The sequence below is a fragment of the Gemmatimonadota bacterium genome (genome assembly GCA_040388535.1).
GTDB lineage: Bacteria > Gemmatimonadota > Gemmatimonadetes > Gemmatimonadales > GWC2-71-9 > Palsa-1233.
On record JAZKBR010000002.1, the window covers coordinates 1120284 to 1139019 of the forward strand.

At 65.5% G+C, this 18736-nt stretch carries 18 protein-coding genes; 9 read left to right on the top strand and 9 right to left on the bottom strand.

What is annotated here, in order from left to right:
- Positions 1-22: 22 nt before the first annotated feature.
- A complete protein-coding gene (locus tag V4558_08545) occupies positions 23-424 on the bottom strand; it encodes a S4 domain-containing protein (GenBank protein MES2305543.1) in 402 nt (133 codons plus the stop codon).
- A 52-nt stretch (positions 425-476) separates the two neighbouring features.
- Here V4558_08545 and V4558_08550 point away from each other — a divergent pair, with 52 nt between their 5' ends.
- From V4558_08550 to V4558_08560, 3 genes are read left to right on the top strand one after another with little or no spacing between them, the layout of a single operon-like run.
- Positions 477-2210: an ATP-binding protein gene (locus tag V4558_08550; GenBank protein MES2305544.1), complete on the top strand. Its 1734-nt coding sequence runs from the start codon at positions 477-479 to the stop codon at positions 2208-2210.
- A complete protein-coding gene (locus V4558_08555; GenBank protein MES2305545.1) occupies positions 2207-3589 on the top strand; it encodes a sigma-54 dependent transcriptional regulator in 1383 nt (460 codons plus the stop codon). Before V4558_08550 ends, V4558_08555 begins: the two co-directional genes overlap by 4 nt.
- Before the next feature lies 1 nt (position 3590).
- Entirely contained in the window at positions 3591-5603 is a 2013-nt protein-coding gene (locus V4558_08560) for a hypothetical protein (protein ID MES2305546.1), read from the top strand.
- 13 nt (positions 5604-5616) lie between these two features.
- On the opposite strand, the gene V4558_08565 is transcribed toward V4558_08560, so the two are convergent.
- A complete protein-coding gene (locus V4558_08565; protein MES2305547.1) occupies positions 5617-6075 on the bottom strand; it encodes a PIN domain-containing protein in 459 nt (152 codons plus the stop codon).
- Positions 6076-6077: 2 nt separating this feature from the next.
- A complete protein-coding gene (locus V4558_08570) occupies positions 6078-6317 on the bottom strand; it encodes a type II toxin-antitoxin system prevent-host-death family antitoxin (protein MES2305548.1) in 240 nt (79 codons plus the stop codon).
- 136 nt (positions 6318-6453) lie between these two features.
- On the opposite strand from V4558_08570, the gene V4558_08575 reads away from it, so the two are divergent.
- Entirely contained in the window at positions 6454-8460 is a 2007-nt protein-coding gene (locus tag V4558_08575; GenBank protein MES2305549.1) for a hypothetical protein, read from the top strand.
- On the top strand, positions 8457-9185 hold the full coding sequence (locus V4558_08580; protein MES2305550.1) for a glycosyltransferase: 729 nt from the start codon (positions 8457-8459) through the stop codon (positions 9183-9185). The genes V4558_08575 and V4558_08580 overlap by 4 nt, the downstream gene beginning before the upstream one ends.
- On the opposite strand, the gene V4558_08585 is transcribed toward V4558_08580, so the two are convergent.
- Positions 9170-9499 (bottom strand): DUF2304 domain-containing protein, encoded by a 330-nt coding sequence (locus tag V4558_08585; GenBank protein MES2305551.1) that lies wholly within the window; start codon positions 9497-9499, stop codon positions 9170-9172. The two genes, V4558_08580 and V4558_08585, sit on opposite strands and share 16 nt — an antisense overlap.
- Positions 9496-10224 carry a glycosyltransferase family 2 protein gene (locus V4558_08590; GenBank protein ID MES2305552.1) on the bottom strand — a complete coding sequence of 243 codons (729 nt, stop codon included), beginning with the start codon at positions 10222-10224 and terminating at the stop codon, positions 9496-9498. The genes V4558_08585 and V4558_08590 overlap by 4 nt, the downstream gene beginning before the upstream one ends.
- A 29-nt stretch (positions 10225-10253) precedes the next feature.
- Between V4558_08590 and V4558_08595 the strand changes: the two genes are divergently transcribed.
- The gene (locus tag V4558_08595; GenBank protein ID MES2305553.1) at positions 10254-11873 is read left to right on the top strand and encodes a hypothetical protein; all 1620 of its coding nucleotides are present in this window, start codon (positions 10254-10256) and stop codon (positions 11871-11873) included.
- 18 nt (positions 11874-11891) lie between these two features.
- Here the strand turns inward: V4558_08595 and V4558_08600 are convergent, their stop codons facing one another.
- The 4 genes from V4558_08600 to V4558_08615 all read right to left on the bottom strand — a co-directional run bounded on the left by V4558_08600 (position 11892) and on the right by V4558_08615 (position 16934).
- Positions 11892-13529 carry a hypothetical protein gene (locus V4558_08600; protein MES2305554.1) on the bottom strand — a complete coding sequence of 546 codons (1638 nt, stop codon included), beginning with the start codon at positions 13527-13529 and terminating at the stop codon, positions 11892-11894.
- Positions 13526-14902 carry an SAM-dependent methyltransferase gene (locus V4558_08605; GenBank protein ID MES2305555.1) on the bottom strand — a complete coding sequence of 459 codons (1377 nt, stop codon included), beginning with the start codon at positions 14900-14902 and terminating at the stop codon, positions 13526-13528. Before V4558_08605 ends, V4558_08600 begins: the two co-directional genes overlap by 4 nt.
- Entirely contained in the window at positions 14899-15129 is a 231-nt protein-coding gene (locus V4558_08610; protein ID MES2305556.1) for a hypothetical protein, read from the bottom strand. Before V4558_08610 ends, V4558_08605 begins: the two co-directional genes overlap by 4 nt.
- 65 nt (positions 15130-15194) lie before the next feature.
- Positions 15195-16934 (bottom strand): tetratricopeptide repeat protein, encoded by a 1740-nt coding sequence (locus tag V4558_08615; protein MES2305557.1) that lies wholly within the window; start codon positions 16932-16934, stop codon positions 15195-15197.
- Positions 16935-17194: 260 nt separating this feature from the next.
- Here V4558_08615 and V4558_08620 point away from each other — a divergent pair, with 260 nt between their 5' ends.
- The 3 genes from V4558_08620 to V4558_08630 all read left to right on the top strand — a co-directional run bounded on the left by V4558_08620 (position 17195) and on the right by V4558_08630 (position 18700).
- Positions 17195-17569, top strand: a complete 375-nt coding sequence (locus V4558_08620; protein ID MES2305558.1) for a prepilin-type N-terminal cleavage/methylation domain-containing protein — start codon at positions 17195-17197, stop codon at positions 17567-17569.
- Between the two features lie 259 nt (positions 17570-17828).
- Positions 17829-18203, top strand: coding sequence for a prepilin-type N-terminal cleavage/methylation domain-containing protein (locus V4558_08625; GenBank protein ID MES2305559.1), 375 nt, complete (start codon positions 17829-17831; stop codon positions 18201-18203).
- A gap of 122 nt (positions 18204-18325) precedes the next feature.
- Positions 18326-18700 carry a prepilin-type N-terminal cleavage/methylation domain-containing protein gene (locus V4558_08630; GenBank protein MES2305560.1) on the top strand — a complete coding sequence of 125 codons (375 nt, stop codon included), beginning with the start codon at positions 18326-18328 and terminating at the stop codon, positions 18698-18700.
- Positions 18701-18736: the final 36 nt, after the last annotated feature.

The following is an 18736-nucleotide window of genomic DNA, read 5'->3' on the forward strand; positions in this document are numbered from 1 at the left end:
CTTCACCCTTCTCGCTTCTCGTCTATCTCCCTCTCAACTTATCGAGGGCGCGTCTGTCCTTCTTGCTCGGCTTGCCCTCGTCGAACTCCATCGCCGGCGCGAGACGCAGCATTTCGGCGTGACGCGCCCGCGCCGCGACGGACGCGACGGTTTCCTCGAAGAGCGCCGCGGCCTGGGTGGCGCTGCCGCGTCGCTCCGCCAACCCGGTCACCTGCACGATGTGTTCGAACGGCCCGAGTCGGACCCGGATCAGGTCGCCGCGCTGGATGGTCTTGGCCGGCTTGGGGTGTTCACCGTTGACCTCGACCTTTCCGCCGGCCACGGCTTCCGTCGCGGCTGAACGCGTCTTGTAGAAACGGGCCGCCCAGAGCCATTTGTCGAGGCGGACTTTCGTCGCGCTCTCTTCCGATCCCTTGCCTGCCATGCTGGTACCCCCCGGGCGAAAAGCCCCTGTACCAGATCATATTACCTGTCTCTTGAATTCCAACCCAACGTCACCCGAGAACCCGGAGCAGCGCACCGGGGAATTTGCGGCGATCCAGCCCGCGATACCGAGCCCGCTCCGAGGACTCGACCGGCTCGCCGTGCCGGGACCTCGTCCGCTGCTCGCCGGGATTCTCGTCGCCCGACTGTTGCTGGTCACCCTGGCGCTGGTTCAGGTGCTCGCACCAGGATGGGCCCGCGACGAACGCTGGCTTGTGGTGCTCGTGGCCATCGCCGCCATTCTGGGAAGTGGCTGGCTGGCGCACGTGCTGCGCCGGGGTGAGTCGCTTCCCGGGCCGTGGGCGATCGTGGCCCAGGCTGCGATCGACACTCTGGTGGTCACGGCGATGGTGTCGGTGGTGGATCGCGATGCAGCGACACCAGTCGCCGCACTCTACGTAGCGCTCGTCACCCTCTACGCCCTGCTCCTGCCGGTCCGTCGTGGCTTGCTCGTGGTGGCATTCGCGACCCTCTGCTATGTCGCGGTCACCCTTCGCTTCACCGGTCTCGCCCCTGGTGCGACCTTCTGGACCCAGCTCGGCGTCATCGCCTTCGTCGGTTGCCTCATCGCCGTCCTGGGCAACCGGCTCGCCGGCGTCTCGGTGGAGCAGGCCGCGCTCGCTGCCGCACTGCAACAGGCCCGACTCGAGGCCGACGAGATTCTCGCGACCATTCAGTCGGGCGTGATCAGCGTCGACGGCGAAGGGCGGCTCGGCTTCGTGAATCCGCGTGCGCGTCGTCTGCTCGGCGCGACCAGGGACACTTTCGTCGCCGGGCAGCCGGTGATGGAGACGCTTCGCTCCCGCTCGCGCGAGCTGCACGATGCCATCCAGCGCGGCATCGTCGACGGGGCCCGGGTCGCGCGCGGCGAGGCCGTGGTGCGGCGGGGCGACGGCTCGCTCTTCCCCGTCGGCCTCAGCACGACGACGTTTCAGCGTCCGGGGAATGCCGGCTCGGTGGTGACGGCGATCTTCACCGACATTTCGGGACTCAAGAAGTTGCAGGAATTCCGGCTGCGGGCCGAGCGGCTTGAGGCAGTGGCCGCACTGAGTGCTTCGCTGGCGCACGAGATCCGGAACCCGCTCGCCGCGATCCGGAGTGCCGTCGAGCAGCTGGCCCGGGGCGTCGACCCCGACGACGAAGACGAGCAGACGCTGGCCCGGCTGGTGATGCGCGAAAGCGAACGCCTCAATCGGCTCCTCAGCGAGTTCCTCGACTTCTCGCGGGTGCGCGCCACCAAGTTCGAGCATCTCGACCTGCTCGACGTGGCCCAGGATGCGGCCCGCGTGGTGGGGGAACGCCCCGATGCCCGCGGTGTCGAGATCATCGTCACGGGGAGCTCCACCGAACTCGAGGCCGATGCCGACCTGCTCCACCGGATCGCGAGCAACCTGATCCTCAACGCAGCCCAGGCACTCGATGGTCGCGGGCTCGTGGCCGTGACGGTGGGCAGTGCCGAACCGGGGGAAGGGCCGGCTTCGCTGGGCGAACACCCGGCCAAGCTGGTGATCCGTGACAATGGCCCCGGCATTCCCGAGCCGGTTCGCGAGCGGCTCTTCGAACCGTTCGTGACCGGACGCCAGGGTGGAACCGGACTCGGACTCGCTATTGTGCAGCGCGCCGTCGCGGCGCACGGTGGCATCATTCTGGTGGATTCCGCCCCGCGGGCGGGCACGACATTCTCGATATTTCTGCCGGCGACCTGGGACAGGGAGGACAGGGCATGAGTGTACAGCCCTCGGTGCTGATCATTGACGACGAATCAGGGATTCTCGATACCCTGCGGATTCTCCTCAAGAAGGAAGGATTCGAAGTCGTGGTGGCGCAGGGCGGCAAGGCGGGGCTCGATGCCATCCGCACCGCCAGCGCCGACATCGTCCTCACCGACGTGCGGATGCCGCAAGTCACCGGACTCGACATTCTGCAAGCCGTCAAGGAACACGACCCGATGACGCCGGTCATCCTGATGACGGCGCAGGCCTCGTTGCAGAGCGCGATCCAGGCCGTCAATGCCGGCGCCTTCTATTACCTGCAGAAGCCGTTCGCGAATGACGAACTGGTCGCGATTCTCCGCCGGGCGTGCGAGTTCCGCCAGATCCGGGTCGAGAACAAGCAGCTCAAGCAGGAGATCCGGAAAACGGGCGGTGGCGCGCGGCCGGTGGTGTCGCGCCCGGTCGGCAAATCGCGGAAATTCATCGACGTCCTCCGCCTCGCCGACGTGGTCGCCCCCACCGATTCCACGGTGCTGATCGGAGGCGAGAGTGGCACCGGGAAAGAGGTGCTCGCGCGCTACATCCACGAAGCCTCGTTGCGCGCTGATGGCCCCTTTCTCTCGATCAACTGCGGCGCACTTCCCGAGACGCTGCTCGAGTCGGAACTCTTCGGCCACGTGAAGGGCTCCTTCACCGGTGCCGTGCGCGACAAGCAGGGGCTCTTCTCGGCCGCGCGGGGCGGTACCTTCTTCATGGACGAAGTCGGCGAGATGCCGGCATCGCTCCAGGTGAAGCTGTTGCGAGTGCTGCAGCAGCGCGAAGTGATTCCCGTGGGCGCCACGGAGTCGATCCCGGTCGACGTCCGCATCATCGCCGCCACCAACCGTGATCTCGAGGAGGAGATGCGGCGCGGAAACTTCCGCTCCGACCTCTTCTACCGCCTCAACGTCATCGCGATGGAACTGCCACCGCTGCGCGAGCGTCGCGACGATCTCATCCTGCTGATGGATCGCTTCCTTCAGGATCTCGCAGCAGACCGCGGGATCGAGCCGAAGGCACTCAATTCGGAAGCGATGGACGCGGTAATGGTCTACGAGTGGCCGGGCAACGTGCGTGAACTGCAGAACGCCCTGGAACACGCCACGGTCTTTTCGCGTGGTGGCCTGATCGAGGCGCAGCATCTCCCCGACCGGATCACCCGCCGGAAGAAGGAACCGCTGGTCGCCGATCGAGCGCAGCCCAATCCACAGCTCGACCTGATCGAACGCTCCTACATCATGTTCGTGCTGCAGGCCGAGGGCGGCAACAAGACGCGAGCCGCGGAAGTCCTCGGCATCGATCCAAGTACACTGTACCGCAAGCTGTCGCGTTACGAGGGAACCGAGGTCAAGTAGCGTGGCGCAGCTCGCCGCACTGCTGCTGGCGCTGTTCGGATTGCTGCCGATCGCCAACTGGATCGCCGGCGGGCACGCGGCACCGTGGTACGACGAGCGGTTGCGGCTCTGGAGCATCGGCGGCGCGCTGGTGGCCGCCGCAGCAATATCCGTCGGTGCGGCCATCCGTCGCTGGCCGACGCTCTGGGCCGACGGTGCGTGGGGCAGGGTATCCACGCGCTGGCACAGCGCCGGAAGGCGCGCCGATGCCGGCATCGCCCTCTCGGCTGGTGTGATCTACGCCGGCATTGCCCGTATCGTCTTCTCCGCCAAGCCGCTCCTCACCGACGAAATCATCCAGCTCTATCAGGCGCGGATCTTCGCGAGCGGACACCTCTGGCTCCCCGCGCCCGCACATCCCGAGTTCACGTCAGCGATGAACCTGATTGACTGGGGTGGCAAGGTGTACGGACAGTTTCCCGCCGGTGGACCGGCGATGCTCGCACTGGGCACACTGCTCCACATCGAATGGCTGGTCGGGCCGATCGCTGCGGCGGCCGGGGTCTACTGCTTCGCTCGGCTGCTCCGCATCGTCGAGCCACGCATTGGTGTTGCGCTCGCCGCGCTGCTGCTCTTCGCCCTGGCCCCGTTCACGATGTTCCTCGGTGGTTCGATGATGAACCACACGACGACGCTGGCGTGGCTGCTCGGGGCCGCGCTCGCGCTTGCCCACGCGACCAGAGCGACGGCCCCGGCCGGTGCTGGTGCCGTGCCTCGCGCGGCACTCCTCCTGGGCGTAGCCCTCGGTGTCGCCGCGACGATCCGTCCGCTCGACGGGCTCGCGTTTGCGCTTCCCGCGGCAGTCTGGCTCCTGCTGCGCGCCTTGCGGGGTGGTCGCGCCGAATGGATCGCGTTGATCGCGAGCGGCATCGGTGTGGCGCTGCCGCTCGCGGCCCTCTTCTGGGTCAACAACGCCCAGACCGGCCATCCGCTCGAATTCGGCTACATCACCATGTGGGGGCGGTCGCACGAACTCGGCTTCCACGACGCCCCCTGGGGCCCGCCCCACACGCCGGCGCGCGGACTCGAGCTGATCAATCTCTACCTGCTGAGGTTGCAGACCTGGTTCCTCGAGACGCCCGTGCCGGCGCTGCTCTTCGCCACCGGCGCGCTCGCCCTGACCCGCGTGCTGACTGCGTTCGACCGCTATGTGCTCGCTTCGTGCGGGCTCCTGTTGCTGGCATACTTCGCCTACTGGCACGACGGCTTCTATCTCGGCCCCCGCTTCGTCCTGCCGCTGGCTCCGTGGCTCGCGCTCTGGACCGCCCGCTTCCCGTCGGCACTGGCCGAACGCGGAGCATCGCTGATCGCGCAACGGATGACACTCACGGCCGGGATCACGGCGCTGCTCCTGGGCGGCCTGGTGTTGCTGCCGATCCGGGCCGAGCAATATCGCGCGGGGTTGCCGGTGATGCGGCTCGATGCGGATGACGCGGCGCGAACTGCCGGGGTGCACGATGCAATCGTGCTGGTGCGGGAGAGTTGGGGTGCGCAACTGTATGCGAGGATGTGGGGGCTCGGGGTGTCGCGCATCGACGCCCACAACATCTACTCGCGCATGGATATCTGCCGGCTCGATGCTCTGCTGCAGGAGTTCGAAGGACGCGGTGGCACCGCGGCCGATTTTCTTGCCCGGGCCAGACCGATCGCCGATGCATCACACCGCCTGGTGCGGTTGCGCAACGTCGGCGACTCGGCGGTGCACCTGATGGCGGGCGCCACGGTATCGCCTGCCTGCCTCCGCCGCATCCGCGAGAATCAGGCGGGCTTCACGACCTTCGCACCGCTCCTGCTCGCGGGGAAAGCTGGCAATCATTTCGTGCGCGATCTCCACGCGCTCGACTCGCTGCTGCTGCGTGAACACCCGGGGAAGCCGGTCTATCTGCTGGTCAGGGACACCACGGCGACGGCGCCGCTCCGGTTGCTGCCGGTCGCAATTGATTCGGCAGTGGCCGAATGGCGCGCGCGAGACTGAGGGTACTCGAACATCAGTATTCGCCGTCTTTCAGAAGCATCGCCTCAAGCAATGGGTGGCGGGGAGATGCGAAAGGCGACGTCACCGTCACGCCATTCCAGGTGAATCCCTCCTGATAGTCTTCGCTCAGGAGCAGGCGACATCCCGACTCCGCTGCCGACGCCAGAATCAGCGCGTCCCAGATGCCGAGTCGGTGGTCGACTGCAAGGTCGAGGGCCATGGCGAACGCGCCGGCGGTCGTCGAAACGAAGGGAACGGCATCGCCGAGACTGATTACGGCCTCTCGCGCCTCAACTCGCGACCGATTGCCCCGGTGGGTCAGGACGTGAAAGAACTCTCCCAGTACCACGGTGGGCACCGAGAGCGTGCCCCGCGGCATTCGCTGCAGCAAGTCGAGCACCGCCTCACGTCGGGGGGCGTCATCGAGCCCCTCGGCGTAGAGGAGCACATTGGTATCGATCGCGACTTTCATCGTCAGTCGTCGTGCATGTCGTCGCGCGTGATCTTGCCGAGATGCATGACCGGGTTGTTTCGCAGCCGGGCGAGCAGGGCCGTCATTGCAGCATCTTTCACGCGGTCCTCGAGGGGAATAGGAACGATTTTCGCGACTGGCTTCCCGTGGCTCGTCACGACGTAGCTCGCGCCATCGCGTACTTCTCGCAGCACCCGCGAGAATTCCCGGTTCGCATCCGCCGCAGAGATGGAGATCGACATCGTTTCCTCACAAAGTAGTGATTTACACTACCATATCTATTTGGGCGCGATTGCCGCCGCAAGATCCCCGTTCTGGCGGGAATTGACGCGGCCGGCGGCTGGGCGAACGGCACCATTTCGCGCAGAGATGGGCTGAATGGCCCAGCTCGCGGCGCTCGTCCTGATCGTGTTCGGGTTGCTCCCGCTCGCCAACTGGATCCCCGGCGGGCACGCGGCGCCGTGGTATGACGAGCGGCTGCGCCTCTGGGCGAGCGGCGGTGCGATCGTGGTCGGTGTGGCGCTCATCGCCGGGATCGCGGCGCGCCGCTATCCGGCGAAGTGGCCCGTGGGCGGCTGGACCCGACTCGCCGAGCGCTGGCACGCGGCAGATCGCCGAGCCGACGGCGCCATCGCGCTGCTGGCTGCGCTGCTCTACGCCGTGGTCTCAAAGGTCGTCCTCTCGGCCAAACCGTTGCTCATCGACGAAGTCATCCAGCTCTACCAGGCGCGAGTCTTCGCCGGTGGCAGGCTCTGGGCAGTGGCAGCCGCGCACCCCGAGTTCACCTCCTCGATGCACCTGCTCGACTGGGGCGGCAAGGTGTACGGGCAGTTCCCGGCGGGCGGACCGGCGATGCTCGCGATCGGGACACTGCTCCACGCCGAATGGCTGGTCGGGCCTGTCTCCGCCGCGATCGGCGTTTACCTCTTTGCCCGATTGCTCCGGGTCCTCGAGCCGCGCCACGGCGTCGCGCTCGCCGCCGTCCTGATGCTCGCCTTCGCGCCGTTCTCCGTCTTTCTCGACGCCTCGATGATGAATCACGTGACCGAGACGACGTGGCTGATTGCGGCGGGGTATTGGCTCGCCCGCGCGACGGATTCAGGTTCGACGGCGGCGCGAGGCACCGCCGCAGCGGGATTCCTCATGGGCGGATGTTTCGGCATCGCCGCGACGATCCGGCCGCTCGATGCGGCGAGCTTCGCGATTCCCGCAGCGGCCTGGCTCGGCTGGCGCGCGCTGCGCGGCGGCCGCCGGGAACTCCTGGCCTTCCTCGCGAGCGGGATCGGCGTCGCGATTCCAATCGCGCTCCTGCTGCTCGTGAACAAGTCGCAGACCGGCAACCCGTTCGAGTTCGGCTACATCGCGATGTGGGGTAAGTCCCACGAGCTGGGCTTCCACGAAGCGCCCTGGGGATTTCCGCATACGCCCGCGCGCGGTGTCGAGCTGGTGAACCTCTACCTGCTCCGCCTGCAGAGCTATTTCCTCGAGACACCAGTGCCGGCGCTACTCTTCGCCACTGGCGCGCTCGCCCTCACTCGCGTGCTGTCGGCGTTCGATCGCTGGATCCTCGCCGGGAGTGCACTCCTGCTGCTCTCCTATTTCGCGTACTGGCACGACGGTTTCTACCTCGGGCCCCGCTTTGTCCTGCCGCTGGCGCCGTGGCTCGCGCTCTGGACCGTGCGCCTCCCCGCCGTGCTGCGTGAGCGCGGCGCGTCGCTCCCCGTGCAGCGGGGAGTACTCACCGGCGGGCTGGTCGCGTTGGTCATGGGCGCCACGATGCTGCTGCCGCTCCGGGCGGAGCAGTATCGCAACGGCATGCTCTCGATGCGGTTCGATGTCGACGCACTGGCCGAGCAGGCGGGGGTGCGCAATGCCGTCGTCTTTGCACGAGAGAGCTGGGGCGCGCAACTGGTCGTTCGGATGTGGGCGCTCGGCGTCACGCGCGTGGGGGCCGAGCAGCTCTATCGCACCAGCGACGCCTGTCGACTCGAGGAGACCCTCACCGCCGTCGAGCGGGTGCACGGTGATTCACTGATGCTCGTGCAACGACTCGCCCCGTTCCGGGCCGATTCCTCGAAGCTGGTAGCGCTGCACGGTTCGCCCGACACCACGGCGCACGTCCTCCCCGGCTCCACGCTCGCGCCCGCCTGCATCCGGCGGATCATGGAAGATCGCGCTGGCTTCACCGTCTATTCGCCGCTGCTGCTCGCAGGGAAGAGTGGAAACATCTATCTGCGCGACCTGCATGACCTCGACAGCATCGCCATCGCCGAACATCCGGGAAAGCCTCTCTTCCTGCTGACCCAGGAGGGCGTCACCGGCGGCGTCTTGCGCTTCACTCCGATCAGCATCGATTCGGCACGCACGGCGTGGGCCGAACAATGAACAGTTCGCGGTTCGCCCTGGTGATCCCTGCCTTCAACGAGGCGAAGCGACTGCACGCGGAAGCGTTCCTCGCGTTTGTAGCGGCGCAGGATGCGGTCGACCTCCGTTTCGTCGACGACGGCTCCACCGATGACACGGCCGCGCAGCTCGATGCCCTCGCTGCCCAGGCTCCTGAACGAATCCAGGTGCTCCACTTGCCGCGTAACGGCGGCAAGGGCGAGGCAGTGCGACGTGGACTGCGCGACGCCTTGTCAGCGGGCTACTCGCTGGTCGGCTATCTCGACGCCGATCTCGCGGCGCCGCTCGACAGCGCACTCCTTCTCCGTGGAGCACTCATCGCCGACCCCGCGCTCACGCTCGCGCTCGGCTCGCGCATCAAGCTGCTCGGCTGGCATATCACCCGATCGGAGCGACGCCACTACCTCGGTCGTATCTTCGCGACCTGCGCTTCACTGGTGCTCGGGCTCGCCGTGTACGACACCCAGTGCGGCGCCAAGGCGCTGCGCAGCGGGGCGGCGGCCGATGCCGCGCTCGGCGCGCCCTTCCTGTCGCGATGGCTCTTTGATGTGGAGCTGCTTGCGCGGCTGCGCGATGCGGATGCCACGATGCGCGAGGTGCCGTTGCCGGTGTGGCAGGATCCCGGTGGCTCAAGCCTCCGCTTGCGCGATTTCCTGCGCGCCCCGCTCGAGCTCTGGCGAATTCGCCGCCGCTATCCGCCGCGCTGAACGCCCTCATCGCGCAGCGCCACGTGCTGCGCCAGTGTGGTGAGGTCGCGCTGCATGCGCCGCATCGTCGCCGCGCTGGTGGCGAAGTGGAAGAGGCAGAAGACGATGAAGAAGTAGAACATCAGGTCGGCGCCGCGGCCGATCCCGAGCAGCTTCGCGAGCATGTTGGTCCATTCGGGATAGACGATCAGCACCACGCCGGCACAGGCGAGGCTGAGGTAGGTGAGTCGGTCCATCGCGGTAGAGCGGAGCCGGATGGTGTAGAAGGCGAAGAGCGCCAGCGAGGCGAGCAGGGCAATCTGCGAACCCTTCATGATCGGGATCTCCGGGGTGTGAGCAGCAGGTCCCAGAGGATGCTGATGGCATCCACGAACCGCTGGCCCTTGGCGATGGAATACTCGGTATAGCTCACGTGAACCGGTCGCTCGACACAGCGAAGCCCGCAGCGGGCAATCTCGGCCTGGATTTCCGACGCGTGCGCCATCCGGTCCTGCTCGAGTCGCAACTGTCGCAGCGCAATGGTGGAGAACGCGCGCAGCCCGTTGTGCGAATCGGTGAGGGCAAGCCCCGTGGTCGTGCGACTCACCCAGGTGGCCGCGCGCAGCAACAGCCGGCGGAGTGGTGGCACTTCGGCGCGAGTAGTCGCATCGAGAAAGCGCGAACCGAGGACGACATCGGCCTCGCCCGCAGCAATCGGCGCGATGAGTGTGGCCACCGCGGCGGTGTCGTGCTGTCCGTCGGCATCGAAGGTCACCACATACCGGCACGCGGGTTGGGCGAGCGCCCAGGCGAAGCCGGTGCGGAGCGCGGCGCCCTGGCCAAGATTCACAGGGTGTCGCAGTACCGTGGCACCGGCGGCCGCTGCGGCGGTAGCTGTGGCATCGGGAGAGCCGTCGTCGACGACGCAGACGCGCCACCCGAGGTGCCGCAGGGCGGTGACGACCTGTGCCACCATCGTGGCCTCGCGGAAGGCCGGGACCACGATCACGGTTGCCGCCAATGCATCAGGCGTGACAGCTTCCTGCGACGTAACGCTCACTTCACCTCACCAATAAGCTGGTAGCCATCGTGAGTTTCCCGGGTCGGCAATCGTGGGTCCTGCTGCTGCTGATCGTGCTCGTCGCGTTGCTCGCGCGTCGGATCGTGCCGGCACGACTGGCACGAATCGCGGCGTGGAGCGATGGCCCGGCGCTCCCGATCCTTGCGGGGATTCTCGCGGCATCCCTCACCCTGTGGCAATGGGGCGGGCTTCACGCGGAAGCTGTGGTGTACGACGAAAGCGCCTACCTGCTCCAAGCGGAACTGCTCGCTGCGGGGCATTGGGCTCTCCCCTCCCCCCCCGTGCATGAGGCGTTTACGCAATCGGCGGTGCTGGTCACTCCAGTCCTTGCTCCCAAAATGCCCCCAGGGCACGCTCTAGCCTTGGTCCCAGGACTGCTATTGCACGCTCCGGGCCTGGTTCCTGTGATCCTTGTCGGACTCACCGGGGCATTGCTGCTGCTCCTTGTCCGCAAAGTTGCGGGAGCGGGAGCGGGCACTATTGCCGTCGCGCTGTGGCTGACCCAGGCAGGCCAGGCTCGATGGCGCGCCTCCTACTTCTCGGAGAATACGACGACCGCACTGTGCCTCCTTGGCTGGTATGCGCTTCTGAAGTGGCGTGCGACTCGCCATAGCGGGTGGCTGATCCTGCTTGGAATTGTTACGGGGTGGGGAGCGATCACCCGACCATTGACGATGATTGCCTTCACGATTCCCGTCGCCATCGTCGTAATTGCCGATACGCTTCGGTCAAGACAATGGGGGCCGTTGCTGGCGGCCGTCGGCATTGGAATGCTGCCGCTGCTCGCCATTCCCCTCCAGAACTCGATGGTACTCGGTTCCTGGAATGCGACTCCGCTCGGGCTGTATACTCGACAATATGTTCCATTCGACAAGATGGGATTCGGTCTCGACTCCACGGCGCCATTACTGAAGGTGCCCCCGTTCATCGCCGCATCGAATGCCGACTTTGCGTTGCGACATCGCGAGCATCAACCCGCGGCGTTACCGCAAGTTCTGGCACAGCGCTTGAAATTCTGGTGGGTCGCCAATTTCTCGCTCTGGAGGAAACTGCTTGCCCCGATACTGATTCTCGGTTTGATCGTTATGCCGGTCGTGGTCTGGGTTCCGGTGGCCTCTGGAGTCTTGCTGTACATTTCGTACCTGCTCTATGCGCATCAGCCGTACTGGACGCTCTATTACGCAGAGGCAAATCCAGTCTGGGCCGCAGTGCTCGCGATGGGAGTAGCGTGGCTCCTGATCGAATCCAGGGCACCGCAGCGCACCACAGCCCTCGGCGTGATCATCGGCGCGGGCCTCCTGTTCTGGGCCCGACCGGACCTGATCCGTTGGCGCGACGCGAATCAGGATTCTCAGCGCAAGTTCCTGGTCTTCCGGCGGATGCTGGCGGAAATCCCTGGCGACAGGATCCTTGTCTTTGTCAGAGAGCGGGCCGATCACGACCCTCATGGAAGCTTTGTCCGGAATGTTGCCGACCCCAATCGTGCACGGGTGATCATTGCGTTCGACCTGGGCGATGCGGAAACAGACACGATACGGAAAGCGTTCCCCGATCGAATGGCCTTCAGGTGGGACGAAGCCACGAACTCTGTGGAGTCGTTGAGCGGAAACTCACATCCGACTCCCTGAGAAGGCCCGTCGCGTCTGCTAATCGTTATCTGACGGTGGCCTGGAAGCGACCTGCGCCGTCCGGCGGACGGTCGAGCGAGTCGACACCGTAGCAATCGAATCGCCAATCCACCGCATCTCCGTGAAATTGACGGGTTGCTGCCAGGTCGACCACCACGAACGGTCCGGCTGCTGCGGAAGGCTGGTACCGAATACGCTATTGAATGCCATCGGCAGGACATTTACCGGCGTAATGGTGTCGTAGACGGCCTCGGCGGCGCCCGGAAAGAGGTACGCGGCAAACACACCGAGTCGTTCCCGACGCTGCAGCTCGGTCGCGTCGGTCGGTGCGATCGAGTTTCCGAGCAGCGGTGTCATCCCGATTCGTCCGTGCCCGTGGTCCGCCTGAATGATGATCACCGGCCGTACTCGCGATCGCTTGAGAATCTCGCGCACTGAGGCGAGTACCAGGCGGGTCGAACATTCCGCTTGCGCTGCGTAGGCCTCACGCACCTCCAGTGAATCGTCTCCAACATCGGTCTTCGGCCACCACGCTGTCCGATCCTTGCACTGCCCATCGAATACGTACGGCTCATGCGTTCCCAGGAAATGCAGGAACGCCACGATCGGGCCAGCGCTGTCCGGCAAAGTGGCGACGGTCTCGAGCTTCCACCTCAGCGCCTCGGGCGATTCAACTGGATATGGAAAGTTTGATGCGGTCGCACAATTGGCGGAACCGCAGGTCCGCCCCCAGAGCGGCTCAAACGGCGAATTTCGGATCCAGGTCTGACCGAGTGTGACTACCGGCGCCACCGGCGACTCCAGATTCAATTGCGCATGCCGATTGTGGTTGGTACCCGGAAATCCGGTCGGGAAGAAGGCAAAGCGGTAGCCTAGCGCCTGGAGAAACGCCCAAGCCTTGGCGTTCTCGATCAACTCCCGGGTTCGTTCCCATGGTTTTGGGGCATCGGCGTTGATGAGTGGAGGCAGGTAACTCCAATTCAGCATCGATGCGAGCGACAACTGTGTCTGGACGTAATTCGTGCGGGCGCGCTCTGGTACGACAAAGCCGAGCGCCCGCAAAGAATCGGCGAAAGGATGCAAACTGATGTGATAGCTCTCATCGAATGTCCTGACGCTCGAGAGCTTGTCGACAATGATGATGTAAATGTCCGGCCTGCCACCCGCACGATGGCCAAGTACGGACGTCGGTGGCGGCACGGCCTCCGGTTCTCGCGGCCGCAACAGCGTGAACGCCGCCATCAGGATGAGCACGCTCAGTGCGGTGTTCATCCCGCGGATCGCCCCGGTGGAGATCGTTGGGGTTCGCATCGTCAGAACGACTCCAACCACCATCGGGATGCTCCAGCACAACAGAAGCAATCCGGCGGAGGTCCACGGCGGCCTCAAATGCGGCGTCAGGAGCAATCGCACCGTGCCGAAGAGTGCGAACCAAAGCACCAGGATGACGGCTATCATCGTCGCTCGAGGCCGATCACGCCTGAGCAGCTTGCCAATCAACCATGCCAAAGCAGCGGTGAGAGTCGCAAGCAGAAGCGTCCCAACGACGTCGAGCCAGCGTTCGCGAGTCGTCGCGAACTCCCCCAACAGACTCAACGCCAGATACCACGCCGCGAGAAATGGCGCCGGGGCAGGGAGCCGCGCCCGCCAGCTCATCGTGGCACGACCGTGAACAGGATGCGCGCACTCTCCGGCAACGCTTCGCGCGCTTCGATCCGGCCGTGCTGCTCGCAGGCGGCAACGAACCGCGCCTCGGTATAGTCCGTGAAGATGTCCTCGCGGCTCACCAGCAACCGCTGCGCCTGCGGATCGCTCTTGGGCACCCACTCGATCACCACCCGGTGACCGAGTCGCATCAGGAATGCGAGGATAGCATCGAGTGGCAGGTTGTTGCCGATGGCAAGGTGATGCACCAGCGCCAGCGCGAGCACCAGATCGGCCGGGCCGCGCGCCTCAAGTGACATCCGCTCGTCGTGCGCCCACCCCTGCGAGGGCGAGGGATTGGTGAGGTCGACCCAGAGCGGCAGGATATCGGTACGCCCCGCCGCCTGCAGCCGCGTCAGCAGTGCCTCAATCGCGCCAGCGTCGCCGTCAATCGCCGTCACCTGAGCGCCACTGTCGGCAACGAGTTCGCTGTACCGACCGGTGTTGGCGCCGAGGTCGAAGGCGGTGCGCGGCCGGTGCTGCGTCGCGGTCGTGCGCACGAACGCTTCCTTGGCTTGCTGCGCTGCCGCACTGTAGCCGTCGGACGCGCCATAACCGCCCCATTCGGTGCGGCGTCCCTGCCAGGTCAGCGCCGCCACGCTCGACTGCAGATGTTCGAGCAGCGCCTGCAATCCGTCGCGGGTGACGCCGCGCCCCGCCGCGGCAGGGCGGGGCGACTCGGCGTGTTGCGCGATACCGCGTGCGTGCAGATGAATGTGGGCGAGCAATGATGGCTGCAGCCAGGTGCTGCGCGGCAGCAGGCGACTCACCAGATCGAGTGGCGGACCATCGATGTGAGTACGCGACAAGTCTCGCAGCCGCACATCGGTGTGACGCATCAGGGCGAGCGGACCGAGAAAGTGCTGACAGAACTGGCGGTACGCCGCCCACGGCGTGCCAGGTACGTACGCCGCGAACGAGAGGGTGTCAATAAAAAGCGCGCCGGCGCCGATGAACTGCACGTTGAACGCCGAGGCATCCTTCAGCGCCATCCCATGCTGCAAGGCGAGCAGTTGCACCTGCAAGGTGAGTTGCGCCGCGGCCAGCAACTGGCTCTGGCTCCACTCGTACGGATAGGAGATGAAGGGGATCTGATCGGGCGCGATGACCGCAACGGCGCGCTCGTCGAGCCGGTCGTAGAGCGAGACTTCGCGATGCGGAATCAGCAGGTCGGCGCGCCAGAGCGCATCGAGTAGTCCGGACGAATGCAGCAACGCCCAGTCGCTGGCGTAACTCGCGTGGAGTTGCCGGCGCGGGGCGCCATCCAGGAGATAGAAGACGCCGTCCGGATCCCGGAACGATGCGCCGACCCGCGCGCTGGTCATAGCAGCCGGCGACGCGTCAATCGACGAAAGAATCCGACGATCGCCTGCCAGGAACGACGAATGCCGACGGTGGCTCCGAGAATACCGGCCACGACGACCTGCACGACGATGCTCCCCGACATCGGGTCGACATAGGCCGCCGCGGGAGCGGGGGCCGCCAGGTGCCAGATCACCAGCAAACCGAAGCAGCTGGCTGCGCGTCGCAGGTACTTCCGTCGAACCGTCAACAAAACGAACACTCTCAGTGGATAGGGGACCGTTCCACTATGGGCAAGAAGTGGGCGCAAACTTCTCAGGGGAGGAGCTTGCCCCCCATCTGCTCGCCCGCCGCGTTCGGTGTCGGCTTGTCGAACAGGTATTCGTGCCCCTTCGGGAATCGCAGGGTGTGAGCCGGGGTGTGCTGCCGTTCCGCCTCGAGCGCGGTCCGGAACCAGATATGGAAGATCCCGCCATACATCCCGGTCTTCATCCCCGTCAGCGCCACCTGCTGGGCCTCACGGTACCGGCCCTCCCAGGTGAGGCACGCCGCCAGACTCGCCATCGCCGGAGCGAAATCCCGGAGGGCGAGGGCCTGGCGATAGAGCGGAATTGCCTCGGGGCACTTCTCTGCCTGTCGGTACCACTCGGCGAGCTGGATCATCGGCCCTTCGGACTTGTCGTAAAGCTTGAGGGCAATCCGGTAGGCGAGGATCCCCCGCTCGGTCGACTCCCGCCGATAGACCAGGGTCCCGAAGGCCACCCAGGCCCGGTAGCTCTCGGGCGCATCGATAATCGTCTGGCCCCACATCGACATCGAATTGCGCCAGATCTTGTGACGCGACCAGCTGCGAGAAGCACCCAGTACCGTGACCATCACGACCACCACCGCCAGCGCCCGTTGCACCAGCACCCGGCGTTCCGGCGCCACGACCCGCACTCCCTCGAGAGCGAAGGCCACGATCGCGATCATTGCTCCGATGCTCGAGAGGAAGAGGGTCCGCTCCGCCATCGCGATCCCGGTCGGGATCAGCACGTTGCTCACCGGGAAGAGGCCGATCGTGACCCACGCCATCCCGAAGAGAATCATCGGCGCGCGCTGCCGCAGCCGGACCGCGAGCACTCCGATGAGCCCGATGATCGCGAGGCCGAGCCACTGGTCGTAGCCCCAGCCGGTGGCCTGCACGATCACCCGGGGGGAGTAATCGGCCTGCAAGGTGGCGGGCCAGAGGTGGAGCCGAAGCCATTCTGGCACCACCGCGAGCATCGTCTCGAAGCGGTTGAAGAGAGTGCTCTTCTCGAAGACCTCGGCCGTGAAGGTCCCGCTGAGCCGGTCGGTCTGGATGAAGGAGCGGATCACCACCACCACTTCAGCTGCGAGGAACTGCACCAGCCAGACCGGTCGCACCATCCGCCAGCGTCCCGGCGACGCCGGCATCACGAAGAGCTCGGCCGCCACCAGCAGCGGCGCGAGCATCAGTCCGGTTTCCTTGAAATGTGCCGCAATCAGGGTGGTGAGCCCCAGCCCGACGGCGGCGCCCCACCCCAGCGGCCCTTCCCGCCGTCGATTGACATACCACGCAACGGCCAGGGCGCAGATCAGCCCGACCATCACCTCGGCCTGATTCACCGCGAGCGCGACTGCCTCCACATGGACCGGGTGGACGGCAAAGAAAAGTGCGGCGACCAGCGCCCCCCACCAGGGGAGGAGCTGCAGCGCGAGGATCAGGACCGCGATCGCCGACGCACTATAGATGGCGAGCTGGACACACTTGAAGGAGAAGGGAACCCCGCGGCCGAGCTTCCATTCGGTGGCAATGAGCAGGGAGGTCAGTGGGCGGTAGAGGTCGCGCTGGTAGGGAGCCGGCCAGTAGGCCTCGGTAAAGATCCGCTTGAACTTCCCCAGGTCCTGGGCCCGATCGTCCTCGATAATGAGGGGGACGTCGTCCTGCGCGAAGAAGTTGAGAAGCGTCGTTCCGCCACTCACGGCGGCGACCGTGGCAACCAGCACGCCCGCGAGGAGATTGCGGGTACCGCGGAGTCGGTGACGGAGCATTCGACCTGACTGAATGTGGTGAGACGCGAAGCGACCTCCCTCCGGTCCCTTGCAAACTACCGGCGCGGGGGAAGCCGGGAAAGGGGGCAGCGGGCCGCAGAGTGACGCAGTAACTCCTTATCTGACAATGCCTTCCGGAATGCCATCTGGCTTTGGCATCACTCCTGCTCTCTGGTCTGTCGTCAGACGGCCAGCGGTTGTGGGGCCGAATCGGCCGAGCGCGCCGTAACGCGCCACCACCAAAACGGAGATCCACCACCATGCTGTCCAACAACAAGAAGGGCTTCACCCTGATCGAGCTCCTCATCGTCGTCGTGATCATCGGCATTCTGGCCGCGATCGCGATCCCGAAGTTCGCCGCCACCAAGGACAAGGCGAAGCTGGCGTCGGTGAAGACCGACCTGCGCAACATCATGACCGCGCAGGAAGCGTACTTCTCTGACTACGCCACCTACACCGGCACGGTGCCGACCACGCTGTTCGCCCCGTCGACCGGCAACACCGCGTCGCACAGCGGCACGGCGTCGTCCTTCACCTCGACCGTGACGAACAGCAGCATCACGACCAACCCGAAGCAGTGCACCGTGACGGTTGGCTCGGGCACGGCGACCGACGGCCAGATCGCCTGCAGCTGAAGTAGCCTGGCTGCCTCCACAGCCGCTCAACGGGAGCTCCTTCGGGGGCTCCCGTTCTGTTTTCCCCCTTGCAATCCGCTGTGGCGACCGACCGACAACCTCCCGGGGTGACCCCGGTGTTGAGGCGCTATCTCATTGCAAATCAATGATTTGGAATGCCACACATTGGCTGGCACTGGATGTGCCTATCCATGGCTCCGGTCGCGCGGGAGTCACCACGCGGATACCGAGACAACTTTTCGCACCGGAGAGAGACACCATGCTGGCCAACAACAAGAAGGGCTTCACCCTGATCGAGCTCCTCATCGTCGTCGTGATCATCGGCATTCTGGCCGCGATCGCGATCCCGAAGTTCGCCGCCACCAAGGACAAGGCGAAGCTGGCGTCGGTGAAGACCGACCTGCGCAACATCATGACCGCGCAGGAAGCGTACTTCTCTGACTACGCCACCTACACCGGCACGGTGCCGACCACGCTGTTCGCCCCGTCGACCGGCAACACCGCGTCGCACAGCGGCACGGCGTCGTCCTTCACCTCGACCGTGACGAACAGCAGCATCACGACCAACCCGAAGCAGTGCACCGTGACGGTTGGCTCGGGCACGGCGACCGACGGCCAGATCGCCTGCAGCTGAATGCTGGTGTAGTCTTCTCTCCGGCCTCGATCGGCGGCGCAACGCCGTCGATCGAAGGTCAGAGCGGAATCACAGGGCAGCAGAGCAGCATCGGGTTCACAGCAAGCCGGAGGAGCACAGCGATGTCGGTCAATAATCGGAAGGGCTTCACGCTCATTGAATTGCTGATTGTTGTGGTGATCATCGGCATTCTTGCGTCGATCGCCATTCCGAAGTTCGCTGCCACCAAGGACAAGGCGAAGCTGGCGTCGGTGAAGACTGACATCCGGAATATCATCACCGGACAGGAAGCGTATTTCGCCGATTACGCGACCTACACCAACACGCTGCCGAACACGATCTTCCAGGCTTCCCAGGGCAACACGGCGAACGCTTCGGCGAACGCCACGTCCTTCACGGCGACCGTCACCAACGCGTCGATCAGCACCAACCCGAAGCAGTGCACCGTAACGGTCGGGTCGGGAGCGGCCACGGATGGGGTGATCAGCTGCAGCTGAGCAGGTCGGCGCGCTAGCGCCCGTACCACGCAGCTT